Raw genomic sequence first — 15,571 nt, forward strand, 5'->3', positions numbered from 1 at the left:
GGCTGATCAGGCTACGGGCGCGGGAGGCGGTTCGTCCGGAAGAGTCGGTTCGCCGGGTTCGGTAGGCTGTTCGTTAGGGGTATCGGGATCGGGCTGGCCAGGGATGCCGCCCGCCGCTTCAGCAGGGTGGGCCAGTAATGACCAAGCCAGGACGCCGATCTGATTGGGCTCAAGCCTTGCCAGTTCGGCACTGATTCGCGGATCGATCTTCATAGAGCAACTCCTGAGCGAAGGCCCGTTGCGCAGACGCAAAAACGGGCAGTACACCCAATAGAGTGCCTGCCCGCTCAGGAATTCCCACAGCTCGTCAGAATCAGGTACGCGGCAGTGTCACACCGCGCTGACCCTGGTATTTACCGCCACGGTCCTTGTAGGAAACTTCACATTCCTCATCGGACTCAAGGAACAACATCTGCGCCACGCCCTCGTTGGCGTAGATCTTCGCCGGCAGGGTCGTGGTGTTGGAGAACTCCAGGGTCACGTGGCCTTCCCATTCAGGTTCCAGCGGTGTCACGTTAACGATGATGCCGCAGCGGGCGTAGGTGCTTTTACCCAGGCAGATGGTCAGCACGTTGCGCGGGATGCGGAAGTACTCGACGGTGCGGGCCAGGGCGAAAGAGTTCGGCGGGATGATGCAAACGTCGCTCTTTACGTCGACGAAGCTCTTTTCATCGAAATTCTTCGGGTCGACGGTGGCCGAGTTGATGTTGGTGAACACCTTGAATTCGTCGGCGCAGCGCACATCGTAGCCGTAGCTGGAAACGCCGAAGGAAATCAGCCGGTCGGCGCCTTCGCCACGCATCTGGCGCTCTACGAAGGGCTCGATCATGCCGTGCTCTTGCGCCATGCGGCGAATCCACTTGTCCGATTTGATGCTCATGGCGGGTTTCCTGAAATAGCGAGGTGGAAAAAAACTGTCCGGCATCTTACCGGGCCGCGGGGCGGGTTCAAAGTGCGAGACGCAACTCTCGCCGATCCGCCTTGATTTCCGGGCTCTGACGGCTATCGCCATTGCCGTCAGTCATTAAAACCGAGAAACCTTCGCAAAGACCATTGGCACGTTTCGGAAAAAGGGGTAAGGTGGCGTCACTGTGTTGCTTGTGTCACTGAGAATCTCTACACGATATGTTGAATTTCGATCCAACCATCTACAAGAATTTTTCCTGCTCTTTGCACTCAGTCTCGGCCAGGGTTCTTCCTGAGTCGCAGTTATCTTTGTTCAAGGAGTTACACCATGTCTAATCGCCAAACCGGTACCGTTAAGTGGTTCAACGATGAAAAAGGCTTCGGCTTCATCACCCCACAGTCCGGTGACGATCTGTTCGTTCACTTCAAAGCTATCCAATCCGACGGCTTCAAAAGCCTGAAAGAAGGCCAACAGGTTTCTTTCATCGCTACCCGCGGTCAGAAAGGCATGCAAGCTGAAGAAGTTCAAGTTATCTAACTTGTCCTTGCTTTAGTAAGAAGCCCCGCCCTCAAAAGCGGGGCTTTTTTGTGCCTGGGTGTTTTTTGCTAGCACACAAAAAACTGTGGGAACGAGCTTGCTCGCGATAGCGGTGGATCAGCAACATCAATGTTGACTGACAGACCGCTATCGCGAGCAAGCTCGCTCCCACATTGGTTTGGTGGTTACGCGGGTTACCAGGTCACGCCAAACCCGGCGGTGTAGCGCGTCTTGCTCAGGTCGCTGTCTTCGGTCCCTTCGATGACGTCCTTTTCGGCCTTGAGGTTGAGCGACGCCCAGTCAGTGACCTTGTAGCGCAACCCGATCTCCGCGTCATAGGCGTATTCGGCCACGCCTGACAGCGGCTTGCCCACTTCGCCGTTGGTAAACAGCTCGACGCGCTTGCCGATCAGGTAACGGTTGTAGTCCCACTTCATCGCCACGGAATAGAAGTTGTCCTTGCCGCCGTCGCGGTATTCATAATCGGTGCGGTTGAGCAGCGAACCCAGGGAGAAAGCGCCCAGTTCGTCGTCCCAGAACTGATAACCCGGACCGGTACCGACCACGCGCTGGCGGGCCAGATCTTCAACCTTGTCACGCTTGTAGTTCAGGCGACCTTGCCAGAACCATTTTTCCGTGAGGAAGCGGTCGAGGGAATACTCCAGCCGCCAGTTGTCAGCCGACACCACATCATCCTGAAATTCGCGGTTGTATTCGCCTTCGGCGATGTGCCGCCATCTGCCGTGGCGCGCCGAGGTCTTGAAGTCGATGTCGTAATCGTCGGTATCGGCTTCCGCGCGCTGGTAATCCAGTGCAGCGTCGATGTTGCCCTTCCACACGAGGTCCTCGACCACCGGCTTGGGCTTGAGGATCTGCTGGATGCTTGCCAGCTCGACGGTCTTGGGCGCATCACCATTGGCCAGGGTCACCTTGCCATCCTCGGCCGCCTGCAACGCCTTGGCTTTTTCGCCGGTGTAGGCATCCTGCTTGACCAGCAGTTGCTGGTCGCTTTCAAGCGTCTTGACCTGCTTCCAATCAATCGGGATCGCGCCCGCGTAATCGGTCTGGATCAACAATTTGCCGCCGTCGAAAACGGTTATCTTGCCACTGAGCTTGTCGCCGTTCTTCAACCAGACGGTATCGGCAAGCAAAGGCATGGAGGCACTGGTAACAGCTAGGCACAACAGGGTTCTGGACAACATAAGCGATAATAGGCTCAAGTTTGCGAGGAAAAGGCGGCATTATCCCCCAGGATGACACCTCAGCAACGACTGACCTGCATAAGGATGATGAGTTCATTTATCAAATGGCCCTGTGGGCACTAATCTACAGACGGACATTTCCAGGAATCCTCTACGTGACCGACACCCCAGCGGCCCCCGAGAACGCCGCCCAGATCCGCCGCACCACGCTTTACCTGACCCTGGCCCAAGTGCCGGCCGGCCAGGTCGTCACCTATGGTCAGCTCGCCGAAATGGCGGGTCTGGGCCGCGCCGCGCGCTGGGTCGGGCGAACGCTCAGCCAGTTGCCGAACGACACGAAGCTGCCGTGGCATCGAGTCCTCGGTGCCGGTGGTCGGATCAGCCTGCCGGCGGGCAGCGCCTCGGGGGACGAACAGCGCGCTCGCCTGCGCATGGAAGGGATCAGTGTCCTGAATAATCGTGTTGATATTCAGCGTCATGGCTGGCGCCCGGTAGAGCACAGCGGTTAGAGTGCGCGCTTTGTTTTCGCAATTTTTGAGGCAGACTCCAGCCCATGCCCCGTAAAACCTGGCGCGCCGCCCTTGCCGCCTATGCCAGTCCTTCGACGCTCGTGCTGTTGCTGCTTGGCTTCGCCGCCGGCCTGCCTTACATGCTGGTGTTTTCCACGCTGTCGGTCTGGTTGCGCGAGGCCGGCGTGGCCCGCGAAACCATTGGTTACGCAAGCCTGATCGGCCTGGCCTATGCCTTCAAATGGGTCTGGTCGCCCCTTCTCGACCAATGGCGCCTGCCATTGCTCGGCAAACTGGGACGTCGACGCTCGTGGCTGGTGCTCTCCCAGGCCCTGGTGATCCTCGGCCTGGTCGGCATGGGCTTCTGTGACCCACAAAAACACTTGTCCTGGCTGATCGCGATTGCCGTCATCGTGGCCTTCGCCTCGGCCACCCAGGACATCGCCGTCGATGCCTACCGACTGGAAATCGCCGACGACACCCGCCAGGCCGCCCTGGCTGCCAGTTATATGTCCGGCTACCGCGTCGCCGCGTTGCTGGCGACCGCCGGCGCGCTGTTTTTCGCCGAAGGGTTCGGCTCCACCGGGTTCAGCTACAAGCATTCGGCCTGGGCCGGTACGTACCTGCTGTTTGGCTTACTGATGGTCCCGGCGCTGCTGACCTCGCTGTTCATGCGCGAGCCGCCCGTACCGTTGCGTACTCAATTGCAAGCCGGGCGCTATACCTTCGTCCACCAGTTGGCCTCGGTATTCGTATTGATCGTGCTGCTGGTATCGGTCCCGGCGATGTTCACCCAGCTCTACAACACCGACTTTGCCAGCGTGCTGTTCGAAGGCGTCAGCCTGCTCGACCTGCTGCTCCAGGACCGCGCCTTCCTGCGCGCCATCCTCTATATCATCCTGACCGCCCTGTGCCTGTCGTCCATGGGGCGTCGCGGCCTGGCGCCAGTGCTGACGCCGGTCAACGATTTCATCCTGCGCTACCGCTGGCAGGCCCTGCTGCTGCTCGGCCTGATCGCGACCTATCGGATGTCCGACACGGTCATGGGCGTCATGGCCAACGTTTTTTATATCGACCAGGGTTTCACCAAGGACCAGATCGCCAGCGTCAGCAAGATTTTCGGGCTGATCATGACCCTTGTCGGCGCCGGCATGGGAGGGCTGCTGATCGTGCGTTTCGGCATCCTGCCGATCCTGTTCATCGGCGGCGTGTCGTCGGCCGCCACCAACATCCTGTTCCTGATGCTGACGGACATGGGTGCCAACCTGAAGATGCTGATCGTCACGATCTCCCTCGACAACTTCAGCTCCGGCCTGGCCACCTCGGCGTTCGTCGCCTATCTGTCGAGCCTGACCAACCTGAAATTCTCCGCGACCCAATACGCCCTGCTCAGCTCGATCATGCTCTTGTTGCCGCGCCTGATCGGCGGGTACTCAGGGGTCATGGTGGAAAAATTCGGCTATCACGATTTCTTCCTGATCACCGCGTTGCTCGGCGTTCCGACCTTGCTGCTGATCGCCTTGCACTGGTATCAGGAAAATCGCCGAGAGGGCTCGACGCCTGAATCGGCGCCAGAGTCGGAATCGCCGCCGACCCGGCCCGCTCAAGAGTTGTAGGAAATCTCAACAGGCGCCGACGAAAGCGGCGCCTGAATCCGGCGACCGGCCACGCGCCTGTACGCCAGGGCATCTCGCCCGTACAATGCTGCGTCACTTCTCGTCATCAGCAACCGACAACGGCCAACCATGCGCACCAGTCAATTTTTGCTCGCCACACAGAAAGAAACGCCTTCCGACGCCGTCGTGATCAGCCACCAGCTGATGCTGCGCGCAGGCATGATCCGCAAGCTCGCCTCCGGCCTGTACACCTGGCTGCCGATGGGCCTGCGGGTGATGCGCAAGGTCGAAGCCATCGTCCGCGAAGAAATGGACGCCGCCGGCTCTCTGGAAGTGTTGATGCCGAGCACCCAGCCGGCCGAGCTGTGGCAGGAGTCGGGGCGCTGGGAGGAATACGGCCCGGAGCTGCTGCGCATCAAGGACCGCCATGGTCGCGATTTCTGCGCGGGCCCGACTCACGAAGAAGTGATCACCGACCTGATGCGCAACGAGTTGAGCAGCTACAAGCAACTGCCAATCAACCTGTATCAGATCCAGACCAAGTTCCGTGACGAGATCCGTCCACGCTTCGGCCTGATGCGCGGTCGCGAATTCATCATGAAGGATTCTTATTCGTTCCACGCCGACCTGGCCTCGCTGCAAGTCACTTACGACCGCATGCACCAGGCGTACTGCAACGTGTTCACCCGCCTGGGCCTGAAGTTCCGCCCGGTTGAAGCCGACAACGGCTCCATCGGCGGTGCCGGCTCCCACGAATTTCACGTACTGGCCGAGTCCGGCGAAGACGACATCGTCTTCAGCAACGGCTCCGACTACGCCGCGAACATCGAGAAAGCCGAAGCCGTGCCACGGGAAACCTCCCGCGCCGCACCGGCCGAAGAATTGCGTCTGGTAGACACGCCGAACGCCAAGACCATTGCCCAATTGGTGGAAGGCTACAACCTGCCCATCGAACGCACCATCAAGACCCTGATCGTGCGCGCGGAAGAAGAGGGCAAGCTGATTGCCCTGATCATCCGTGGCGACCACGAGCTGAACGAAATCAAGGCCGCCAACCAGCCTGGCGTCGCCAGCCCGCTGGTCATGGCCACCGATGCCGAGCTGCGCGATGCCATTGGTGCCGGTGCCGGCTCCCTCGGCCCGTTGAACCTGCCGTTGCCGATCATCATCGACCGCTCGGTGGAATTGATGAGCGACTTCGCCATCGGTGCCAACATTGATGACAAGCACTATTTCGGCGTGAACTGGGAACGCGACCTGCCGGTCCCAACCGTCGCCGATCTGCGCAACGTCGTGGCCGGCGACCCGAGCCCGGACGGCAAAGGCACGCTGGAAATCAAGCGCGGCATCGAAGTCGGGCATATCTTCCAGCTGGGCGACAAATACAGCAAGGCGATGAAGTGCGAAGTGCTCGGCGAGAACGGTAAGCCCGTCACGCTGCAGATGGGCTGCTACGGCATCGGCGTGTCCCGCGTGGTGGCTGCGGCCATCGAGCAGAACAACGACGAGAACGGCATCATCTGGAGCGACACGCTGGCGCCGTTCCAGGTTGCCCTCGTGCCGCTGCGCTACGAAACCGAACAGGTTCGCGAAGCGACCGACAAGCTCTACGCCGAACTGACGGCCGCCGGCTTCGAAGTACTGCTGGACGACCGCGACAAGAAAACCAGCCCCGGCATCAAGTTCGCGGACATGGAACTGATCGGCATCCCGCACCGGATCGTCGTCAGTGACCGTGGCCTGGCCGATGGCAACCTGGAATACAAGAGCCGTACCGAGGCCGAGGCGCAAGCGCTGCCGGTCGCCGACGTGCTGTCCTTCCTTCAGGCCCGTATCCGCCGCTGAGACCAGATAGAGACGTCATGTTCAAGCGAAACACCTTAGGCCTCGGGGGCGCCGCACTGTGCGGCGCCCTGCTGGTCAGCGGCTGCGCCAACCAGATGTCGCAACGCAACGAGCACGAAGAACGGATCGAGCGCAAATTGCTCGACCATAGCCTGCAGATCGATGTGGGCGAACCCAAGGTGCTCGACCTGCCGCAGCGGCGGGTGCGGATCAACGAGCAGAAGACCTTCGAGGTCACCGAGTTCGAGGTCACTCGCCATTACGATCGCTACACGCCGTACCAGCCTTGGCGGGAGGTCTACGAGATCCCGCTGGGCGCGGTGGCGGTAGTGGCCGGCGTCGGCGCGAACGTGGTCAATGTGTTCGCGCTCGGCAGCTTGCCGGACAGTGCGACCCGCGACTGGATCAGCTACGGTTTTGCCGGACTCAATCCGTTCATGAACGTGCCTTCCAATGGCCGTGCCCAGCAGAACCTGGCAGGTATCGATGAAGTCCAGCGCGACAAACGCACGGAGCATTCGAGCCTGCCCTGGAGCGAGCGTCCGGTACAGGTGAAAGCCGCCCGGCAGACATTCGAGCTGAGCACCGACCGTAACGGCGTGTTGCGCTTGAACCTGCTGGAAAGCCCGTTCGCCGAGCATGACCTGAGCCAGTTCGGCAAACTGCAGATCAGTGTGACGGACGCCCAGGACGAGGTGCACACCGACTCATCCCTGAGCGTCAGCAGTACGTTGCGCAGCAAACTGGTCGAAGCCCACGCCTTGATCTACGACGACCTGGAAGACGACGAAGTGACCCAGTGGGTTCATCGGGTCAAGCGTCTCTCGGAACTGGGGCTTGAAGAAGAGGCCAGCGAACTCGAGCAGAGCCTGATCGAACTGACCCGCAACGATCCGGAACTGCAGGCCGAATTCATCAAGGCCCTGACCAAGGATGGCGGGCGGTTGGTGGCGGACCCGGGCGCGAGCTGACTCTGGAGTGCACCCAGTGGTGAGGGACTTGCTCCCTCACCACTGGGTGTCATGTATTTTCCGAGGCCAGCGGCGTCAACGCTCAAACAACTCCAACTGCTCAAACCCGCCCCGCAAATCCTCCAACCTCACCCCTATCCCTAACAATCGCACCGGCTTGCCGCCGCGGTTGAACGCCTGGGTCAACAGTAGCTGGTAACTGCCCAGGTCCCGCCCTGCCCCGGCCTGCTCAAGGGTGGTCTGGGTGAAGTCATGGAATTTCACTTTGACGAACGGCTTGCCCGGCCGATAGCTGCTGTCGATCCGCGCCATGCGCCCGCCCAGGGTTTCCATCAGTTCGGGCAGTTTGTCGAGGCAGCTTTGCAGATCAGGCAAATCGACGTCGTAGGTGTTTTCCACGCTGATGGATTGCCGCCGGCTGTCGTTGTGCACCAGGCGCTCGTCAATTCCACGGGCGAGGCTCCAGAGTCGCTCGCCGAAACTGCCGAATTCACGCACCAGTGCCAACTTGTCCCACTCGCGCAAGTGCTGGCAGTCAATAATCCCGAGCCTGTTCAACTTGTCGGCGGTGACCTTGCCGACGCCGTGCAGCTTGCTCACCGGCAGCGCCGAGACGAAATCTTCCACTTGGTCAGGAGTGATGACGAACAGGCCGTTGGGCTTTTTCCAGTCACTGGCGATCTTGGCGAGAAACTTGTTCGGCGCCACGCCTGCGGAAACGGTGATGTGCAACTGGTTGGAAACACGCCGGCGAATATCCTGGGCGATGCGCGTGGCACTGCCGCCGAAATGCGGACTGGCGGAGACGTCCAGATAAGCCTCGTCCAGCGACAGCGGTTCGATCAGGTCGGTGTAATCGCTGAAAATCGTCTGAATTTCCCTGGAGGCCTCCCGATAGGCGTCCATCCGCGGCTTGACGATGGTCAGGTCGGGGCAGAGTTTCAGCGCGTGGCCGGAAGACATGGCTGAGCGCACACCGTAGGCCCGCGCCTCGTAATTGCAGGTCGCGATGACCCCACGCCGGTCCGCCGAGCCACCGACCGCCAGGGGTATGCCGGCCAGCCGCGGATCATCGCGCATTTCGATCGCGGCGTAGAAGCAGTCGCAGTCGACGTGGATGATTTTGCGTTGCGTCATATAAGCAGCGGTACATGCGATGGATCGGAGCGCCAGTATCTCACTCGAACCTGTACATAGCACCAGTAGTTTGAAAGATCCTTCGACATATCTGGAAAATGCCTACATGAATGTGTTTCTTCAATCGCAGCGAACCGCCCAATAGAGCGCCAGGCCTTGCCAGGCTTGCGTCACAGCGCTGTCACATTGCCTTGGCGCAGGCTAACCGATTGAAGCTGAACAGGTTTTTGCAGCAAAGGGGTTGACAGTCGGGCGATTCGCTGTAGAATGCCGCCACACAGACGCGGGATGGAGCAGTCTGGTAGCTCGTCGGGCTCATAACCCGAAGGTCGTCGGTTCAAATCCGGCTCCCGCAACCAAACATCAGAAAAGGCTACTCGAAAGAGTGGCCTTTTTTGTGCGCGCCTGTTTTCCCCTTCCGGTGCATTCCATGTCACTACGGCCATCGCAAAACGTGGAAGTTGTAGGACGATTTCCGTTTGTTTTCGCGCATTTAGGTGAACCGGCCGTTTATTTCATCCGGCGCTCTATTAACGGTTGACAGTCCGGCGTTCGCCTGTAGAATGCCGCCACACAGACGCGGGATGGAGCAGTCTGGTAGCTCGTCGGGCTCATAACCCGAAGGTCGTCGGTTCAAATCCGGCTCCCGCAACCAAATATCAAGAAAGGCTGCTCGAAAGAGTGGCCTTTTTTGTGTGTGCCGAAAAAGCTCCATTACAAATATTTTGTAATTATTTTCCGCCGCAGGGATTGGTAACTTGGCTGGATACCCCCATCCTGTCGCGCATAGCTCAAGAGGTGATTGATGCGCGCCCACTCGTCTGACCCACAAGACACTGTCAATGCGACACAACCGATCAAGGCCGAGCGATTGCGCTGGCTGGACCGGATCAGCCAGTACCGGCAACCGATCGGCCTCGCCGTCACGCTGCTGCTGTTTGCGATTGCCTTGATCGCCTGCCGTCACCTCCTGAGCGAACTCGACCTCTACGCCCTTCACGACTCGATCCTCGAGGTGCCGCGGCCGGCGCTGCTCGGTGCGATAGCCGCCACCGTGGCCGGCTTCATCATTCTGCTGGGCTATGAATGGTCCGCCACTCGCTACGCCGGCGTGAAGCTGCCCACCCAAACCCTGATTCTCGGCGGCTTCAGCGCGTTTGCCATCGGCAATGCGATCGGCCTGTCGCTGCTGTCGGGCGGTTCGGTTCGCTACCGCCTGTATGCCCGCCACGGCCTGGGGGCGGCGGACGTCGCCCACATGACATTGTTCGCCAGCCTGTCACTGGGTTGCGCGCTGCCGCCACTGGCGGCCCTGGCGACGTTGAGCAATCTGCCTGCCGCCTCTGCCGCCCTGCACCTTCCCGCCACTTTGCTGGGGGTGATCGCCGTCGCCGTGCTGCTGCTGACCAGTGCACTGGCCATCGGCATCTATCGCCGTCGCCTGCCGGAACAACCCTATCGGGATGCGCTGCTGGTCAAGGCCGGTCGCCGCACGCTGCGTCTGCCGGGCCGCCGGCTGACGTTCCTGCAACTGATCATCACCGCGCTGGACGTCGCCGCCGCTGCAACGGTGCTCTATCTGTTGCTGCCGGAGGCGCCACCGTTCGGCCCCTTCCTGCTGGTTTACCTGCTCGCGCTGGCCGCCGGCGTCCTCAGTCATGTGCCGGGCGGCGTCGGGGTGTTCGAAGCGATCCTGCTGGCCGCGTTCGCCGACAAACTCGGGGCTGCGCCGCTGGCGGCCGCCCTGCTGCTGTATCGCCTGATCTACGTGCTGCTGCCGATGCTGGTGGCGTGCGTATTGTTGTTGATCAATGAGGCGCAACGGCTGTTCCAGACCCGCCAGACCCTGCGGGCGGCGTCCGGTTTCGCGGCACCGATCCTTGCGGTGCTGGTGTTCCTGTCTGGCGTGGTGCTGCTGTTTTCCGGCGTGACGCCGGAGATCGACACGCGCCTGGAGCACATCGGTTTCCTGATCCCGCATCGCCTGGTGGACGCCTCGCACTTTGGCGCCAGCCTGGTGGGCGTGTTGTGCCTGTTGCTCGCCCAGGGCCTGCGCCGCCGCTTGTCCGCAGCCTGGATGCTGACCACTGTCCTGTTGCTGGTGGGCGCCCTGCTCTCGCTGCTCAAGGGTTTCGACTGGGAAGAGGCCACCCTGCTGACGCTGACCGCAGCCCTGCTGGCGGTCTTCCGGCGTTCCTTTTACCGTCCAAGTCGCCTGACCGAGCTGCCGTTCTCGCCGTTGTTCCTGATTGCCAGCCTGTGCGTGCTGGGTGCGTCGATCTGGCTGCTGCTGTTTGCCTATCAGGATGTGCCCTATAGCCATCAACTGTGGTGGCAGTTCACCCTGGACGCCGACGCGCCGCGTGGCCTGCGCTCGCTGCTGGGTGCCGCGGTGCTGCTGGTGGTGGTGTCCCTGACCTGGCTGCTGCGCACCGCTCGGCCGGTGATTCATCTGCCTACGGCTGAAGAACTGGAGCGCGCCAGGACGATTCTCATGGCGTCTTCGCAACCCGACGGCGGCCTGGCCCTGACCGGCGACAAGGCGCTGCTGTTTCATCCCAACGATGAAGCCTTCCTGATGTATGCCCGCCGTGGCCGCAGCCTGGTCGCGTTGTACGACCCGATCGGGCCGACCCAGCAACGGGCGGAAATGATCTGGCAGTTTCGTGACCTGTGCGACATCTACCACGCCAGGCCAGTGTTCTATCAGGTGCGCGCGGAGAACCTGCCCTATTACATGGACATCGGCCTGACCGCGATTAAGCTGGGCGAAGAAGCGCGGGTCGATCTCAAGCGTTTTGATCTCGAAGCCAAGGGCAAGGAGATGAAGGACCTGCGCTACACCTGGAACCGCGGCACCCGTGACGGCCTGTCACTGGAGATCCATGAACCGGGCCAGGCGCCGATGGACGAACTCAAGGTTATTTCCGATGCCTGGCTGACCGGCAAGAATGTGCGCGAGAAAGGTTTCTCCCTGGGGCGATTCAGCCATGATTACCTCAAGCACTTCCGCATCGCGGTGATTCGTTTCGAGGGGCGTCCGGTGGCGTTCGCCAACCTGCTGGAAACCCATAGCCATGAGCTGGCCAGCCTTGACCTGATGCGTGCTCATCCCGAAGCCCCGAAGCTGACCATGGAGTTCATGATGGTCGGCCTCATCCAGCATTACAAAAACCATGACTACGCCCGCTTCAGCCTCGGCATGGTCCCGCTCTCGGGCCTGCAACCGCGTCGCGGCGCTCCATTGACCCAGCGCCTGGGTTCGATGGTGTTTCGCCGTGGCGAGCAGCTCTACAATTTCCAGGGCCTGCGCCGCTTCAAAGACAAATTCCAGCCTGACTGGGAACCTCGTTACATGGCCGTGCCCGCCGGACTCGATCCGCTGGTGGCGCTGGCCGATACCGCCGCCCTGATTGCGGGCGGCCTGACTGGATTGGTGAAACGCTGATGATGCAACGCTCCTGGCGATACGTAGTGGCCGCCCTGCTGGTGCTGGCGGTGATTCTCGGTGGCGGCTACTGGTACTGGAACCGCCCGGCCCCGCAACCGACCCTGGAACAACTGGAGCCGGCCGATGGCGTGCCGATGACCCGAGTCATCCCCGGCACCAAGGCACTCGCCCAGGTGCTGGTGGCGGTCAACGAGGACCAGAAGCTCAGCGACACCCAATTGACGACCCTCAGCCGCAGCGGCTCGGCGCAGATCGTCCAGGTGATCCTGCCCAAGGACTGCATGCTCCAAGGGCGCGCCTTGCAAGCCGGCCTGCGGCAGCTGCACGGCCCGGCCACGCTGGTCAGCGGCATCGGTCCCGGCGCGGTGCTGGCCTGGCGCTGGCTGGCTGAACAGAAGGACGACAAGGCCCAGGCCGTCTCGGTCGACCTCGCCCTGGAAAAACCCGGCTGCACCCACCTGCTACCCAAAAGCGCCGCCCATGGTCGCTGGCTGGTGGCCTGGAACGATAACCCCGACGATACCAGCGCCGCTTTCGTGCGCGACCAGAAGAATGCCGAAACCAGCATCAGCGACTACGACATCAACCTGGCGCAGGTACTCAACAACGAGCTGCGCAAGATCCTGGTGGGCGCCGACAAGGGCAAGGGCGGCCTGAGCATCCCGGTGGTGGAAGTCCCCGCCAGCCAGGCCCGGGACACCGTGACGCTGTTTCTCTCTGGCGACGGTGGCTGGCGTGACCTGGACCGCGACGTGGCCGATGAAATGGCCAAGGTCGGTTACCCGGTGGTCGGCATCGACACCCTGCGCTATTACTGGCAGCACAAGAGCCCCGAACAGAGCGCGACCGACCTGACCGAGCTGATGCAACACTATCGCCAGATCTGGGGCACCAAACGCTTCATCCTGACCGGCTATTCCTTCGGCGCCGATGTCCTGCCGGCAATCTACAACCGCCTGCCGGCGACAGAACAGCAACGGGTCGATGCGATTATCCTGCTCGCCTTTGCCCGCACCGGCAGCTTCGAAATCGAAGTCGAGGGCTGGCTCGGCAACGCCGGCACCGAAGCCGCCACCGGCCCGGAAATGGCCAAGCTGCCGGCGGAAAAAGTGGTGTGCATCTATGGCGCGGAAGAAGCCAACGAAAGTGGCTGCACCGACAAGACCGCCGTAGGCGAAGCCATAAAGCTGCCCGGCGGCCATCACTTCGATGAAAACTACCCGGCCCTGGCCAAGCGGTTGATCGATGAGATCAACAAGCGGCAGACCACACCTGCCGCGCAGTGAGCTGATACACAGCTGACAAAAAGCCCCTGCCACCTCACGGTGCAGGGGCTTTTTAGTCGGCCGCCTGGTATCTCCCTGTGGGAGCGAGCTTGCTCGCGATAGCGTCCGGTCAGCTTACCTTGATGTTGAATGTCCCTGAGCCATCGCGAGCAAGCTCGCTCCCACAAGGGGCAAGGAGCAGGGAGCTCGCCTTGCTATCGGGCCTTGGGCCTACATCTCCACCTGCGTACCCAGCTCGATCACTCGGTTCAACGGCAGATTGAAGAAGCGCAGGTTGCCGTTGGCGTTCTTCAGCATGAAGGCGAACAGCGACTCGCGCCAGCGGGCCATGCCTTCGAGCTTGGAGGCGATGACGGTCTCGCGGCTGAGGAAGTACGTCGTGCGCATCGGGCTGAAATCCAGTTCATCCAGATGGCAGAGCTTGAGCGCCTGGGGCACGTCCGGTTCGTCGGTGAAGCCGAAATGCAGGATGACCCGGAAGAAGCCCTCGCCGTAGGCATCGACCTCGAAGCGCCGCTGCGACGGTACGCGGGGAATGTCCTCGTAGACCACGGTCAACAACACCACCTGCTCGTGCAGCACCTGATTGTGCAACAGGTTATGCAACAGCGCGTGGGGCACGGCATCCGAGCGCGCGGTCAGGAACACCGCTGTGCCCTGCACACGATGCGGCGGCTGCACGCGGATGCTGCTGATGAAAACCGGCAACGGCAACGCACCTTCGTCCAGGCGCTCCACCAGCAGTTGTTTGCCGCGCTTCCAGGTGGTCATCAGTACGAACAGGGCGATACCGGCAATGACCGGGAACGCGCCGCCCTGGATGATCTTCGGCACGTTGGCGGCGAAGTACAGCCCATCTACCAGCAGGAAACCGAACAGCACCGGCACCGCTAGCAACGGCGGCCATTTCCACAACAACAGGATCACGGCGGAGACCAGGATCGTGGTCATCAACATCGTACCGGTCACCGCCACGCCGTAGGCTGAAGCCAGCGCTCCGGACGACTCGAAGCCCAGCACCAGCAGCACCACGCCGACCATCAACGACCAATTCACCGCACCGATGTAGATCTGGCCCTGTTCGGCACTGGAGGTGTGCTGGATGTACATGCGCGGGATGTAGCCGAGCTGGATTGCCTGGCGCGTCAGCGAGAACGCGCCGGAAATCACCGCTTGCGAAGCGATCACCGTCGCCAGGGTCGACAGGCCCACCAATGGCAGTAATGCCCAGCTCGGCGCCAGCAGATAGAACGGGTTGCGCGCCGCTTCAGGGTCGCCGAGCAGCAAGGCGCCCTGGCCGAAATAGTTGAGCATAAGGCCCGGCAGCACGAGGATAAACCAGGCGCGAGCGATCGGCTTGCGACCGAAATGCCCCATGTCGGCATACAGCGCTTCAGCCCCGGTCAGCGCCAGCACCACCGCGCCAAGGATCGCCACGCCCATGCCCGGGTGGACGACAAAAAAACGCACGGCCCAGGCCGGGTTCACTGCGTTTAATACTTCCGGATGTTGGCTGATGCCATACACGCCCAGAGCGCCGAGCACGAGGAACCAAGTCACCATGATCGGGCCGAACAGGATGCCGATCCGCGCGGTGCCGTGACGCTGGATCAGGAACAACGCGACCAGCACCACCACCGAAAGCGGCACCACCCAGTGATCGATGCCTTCAAATGCCAGGCCGAGGCCTTCAACCGCCGACAGTACCGAGATCGCCGGGGTGATCATACTATCGCCATAGAACAGCGCCGCACCGATCAGCCCGCAGACCACCAGCAACGTGCGCAACCGCGCCCTGCCGGCCGCCGCCCGCCGCGCCAGGGCGGTCAGGGCCATGATCCCGCCCTCGCCCTGGTTGTCGGCGCGCAGGACGAACATCATGTATTTGATCGACACGACCCAGATCAGCGACCAGAAAATCAGCGACAGAATCCCCAGCACCCCGTCATGGTTGACCGGCACGCCATAGCCGCCGGAAAACACTTCCTTCAGGGTATACAGGGGGCTTGTGCCGATGTCGCCATATACCACTCCGACCGCCGCGACCAGCATGCTCAGCGGCTTGGTTGCCGCATGCTCGGCAGTCGCCGCCTGACTACTTGCATGACCC

General features: G+C 61.4%; 12 protein-coding genes and 2 tRNA genes. 9 read left to right on the forward strand and 5 right to left on the reverse strand.

From position 1 onward, the window contains the following. Positions 1-6 precede the first annotated feature (6 nt). Both J3P91_RS21345 and dcd read right to left on the reverse strand, forming a co-directional pair. On the reverse strand, positions 7-213 hold the full coding sequence (locus J3P91_RS21345) for a hypothetical protein (RefSeq protein ID WP_305499193.1): 207 nt from the start codon (positions 211-213) through the stop codon (positions 7-9). A gap of 100 nt (positions 214-313) precedes the next feature. After that, positions 314-880, reverse strand: a complete 567-nt coding sequence (dcd, locus tag J3P91_RS21350) for a dCTP deaminase (protein ID WP_003184751.1) — start codon at positions 878-880, stop codon at positions 314-316. Positions 881-1,234: 354 nt separating this feature from the next. On the opposite strand from dcd, the gene J3P91_RS21355 reads away from it, so the two are divergent. After that, the gene (locus J3P91_RS21355; protein WP_002554837.1) at positions 1,235-1,444 is read left to right on the forward strand and encodes a cold-shock protein; all 210 of its coding nucleotides are present in this window, start codon (positions 1,235-1,237) and stop codon (positions 1,442-1,444) included. Between the two features lie 194 nt (positions 1,445-1,638). Here the strand turns inward: J3P91_RS21355 and J3P91_RS21360 are convergent, their stop codons facing one another. After that, the gene (locus J3P91_RS21360; RefSeq protein WP_434601675.1) at positions 1,639-2,646 is read right to left on the reverse strand and encodes a DUF481 domain-containing protein; all 1,008 of its coding nucleotides are present in this window, start codon (positions 2,644-2,646) and stop codon (positions 1,639-1,641) included. A 104-nt stretch (positions 2,647-2,750) separates the two neighbouring features. Between J3P91_RS21360 and J3P91_RS21365 the strand changes: the two genes are divergently transcribed. The 4 genes from J3P91_RS21365 (at position 2,751) to J3P91_RS21380 (ending at position 7,587) form a co-directional block, all read left to right on the forward strand. Then, a complete protein-coding gene (locus J3P91_RS21365; RefSeq protein WP_434601676.1) occupies positions 2,751-3,155 on the forward strand; it encodes an MGMT family protein in 405 nt (134 codons plus the stop codon). A 44-nt stretch (positions 3,156-3,199) separates the two neighbouring features. Then, the gene (locus J3P91_RS21370; RefSeq protein WP_434601677.1) at positions 3,200-4,771 is read left to right on the forward strand and encodes an AmpG family muropeptide MFS transporter; all 1,572 of its coding nucleotides are present in this window, start codon (positions 3,200-3,202) and stop codon (positions 4,769-4,771) included. Positions 4,772-4,900: 129 nt separating this feature from the next. Continuing rightward, entirely contained in the window at positions 4,901-6,616 is a 1,716-nt protein-coding gene (locus J3P91_RS21375) for a proline--tRNA ligase (RefSeq protein ID WP_434601678.1), read from the forward strand. Between the two features lie 17 nt (positions 6,617-6,633). Beyond that, positions 6,634-7,587, forward strand: a complete 954-nt coding sequence (locus J3P91_RS21380) for a hypothetical protein (protein WP_434601679.1) — start codon at positions 6,634-6,636, stop codon at positions 7,585-7,587. Positions 7,588-7,662: 75 nt separating this feature from the next. Here J3P91_RS21380 and dinB read toward each other — a convergent pair whose 3' ends face one another. Then, positions 7,663-8,724, reverse strand: coding sequence for a DNA polymerase IV (gene dinB / locus J3P91_RS21385; protein WP_434572205.1), 1,062 nt, complete (start codon positions 8,722-8,724; stop codon positions 7,663-7,665). Positions 8,725-9,006: 282 nt separating this feature from the next. On the opposite strand from dinB, the gene J3P91_RS21390 reads away from it, so the two are divergent. The 4 genes from J3P91_RS21390 (at position 9,007) to J3P91_RS21405 (ending at position 13,461) form a co-directional block, all read left to right on the forward strand. Then, positions 9,007-9,083, forward strand: a tRNA-Met gene (locus tag J3P91_RS21390). Positions 9,084-9,302: 219 nt separating this feature from the next. Then, positions 9,303-9,379: transfer RNA gene (locus J3P91_RS21395), tRNA-Met, on the forward strand. Between the two features lie 150 nt (positions 9,380-9,529). Next, the gene (gene mprF / locus J3P91_RS21400; RefSeq protein WP_434601680.1) at positions 9,530-12,172 is read left to right on the forward strand and encodes a bifunctional lysylphosphatidylglycerol flippase/synthetase MprF; all 2,643 of its coding nucleotides are present in this window, start codon (positions 9,530-9,532) and stop codon (positions 12,170-12,172) included. Further along, complete coding sequence (locus tag J3P91_RS21405; protein ID WP_434601681.1) at positions 12,172-13,461, forward strand: virulence factor family protein; 1,290 nt, start codon at positions 12,172-12,174, stop codon at positions 13,459-13,461. Before mprF ends, J3P91_RS21405 begins: the two co-directional genes overlap by 1 nt. Positions 13,462-13,671: 210 nt before the next feature. Here J3P91_RS21405 and J3P91_RS21410 read toward each other — a convergent pair whose 3' ends face one another. After that, on the reverse strand, positions 13,672-15,513 hold the full coding sequence (locus J3P91_RS21410) for a potassium transporter Kup (protein WP_434605199.1): 1,842 nt from the start codon (positions 15,511-15,513) through the stop codon (positions 13,672-13,674). Positions 15,514-15,571 lie beyond the last annotated feature (58 nt).

Origin of the sequence: Pseudomonas sp. Z4-7, assembly GCF_051131965.1 — a bacterium.
Lineage (GTDB): Bacteria > Pseudomonadota > Gammaproteobacteria > Pseudomonadales > Pseudomonadaceae > Aquipseudomonas.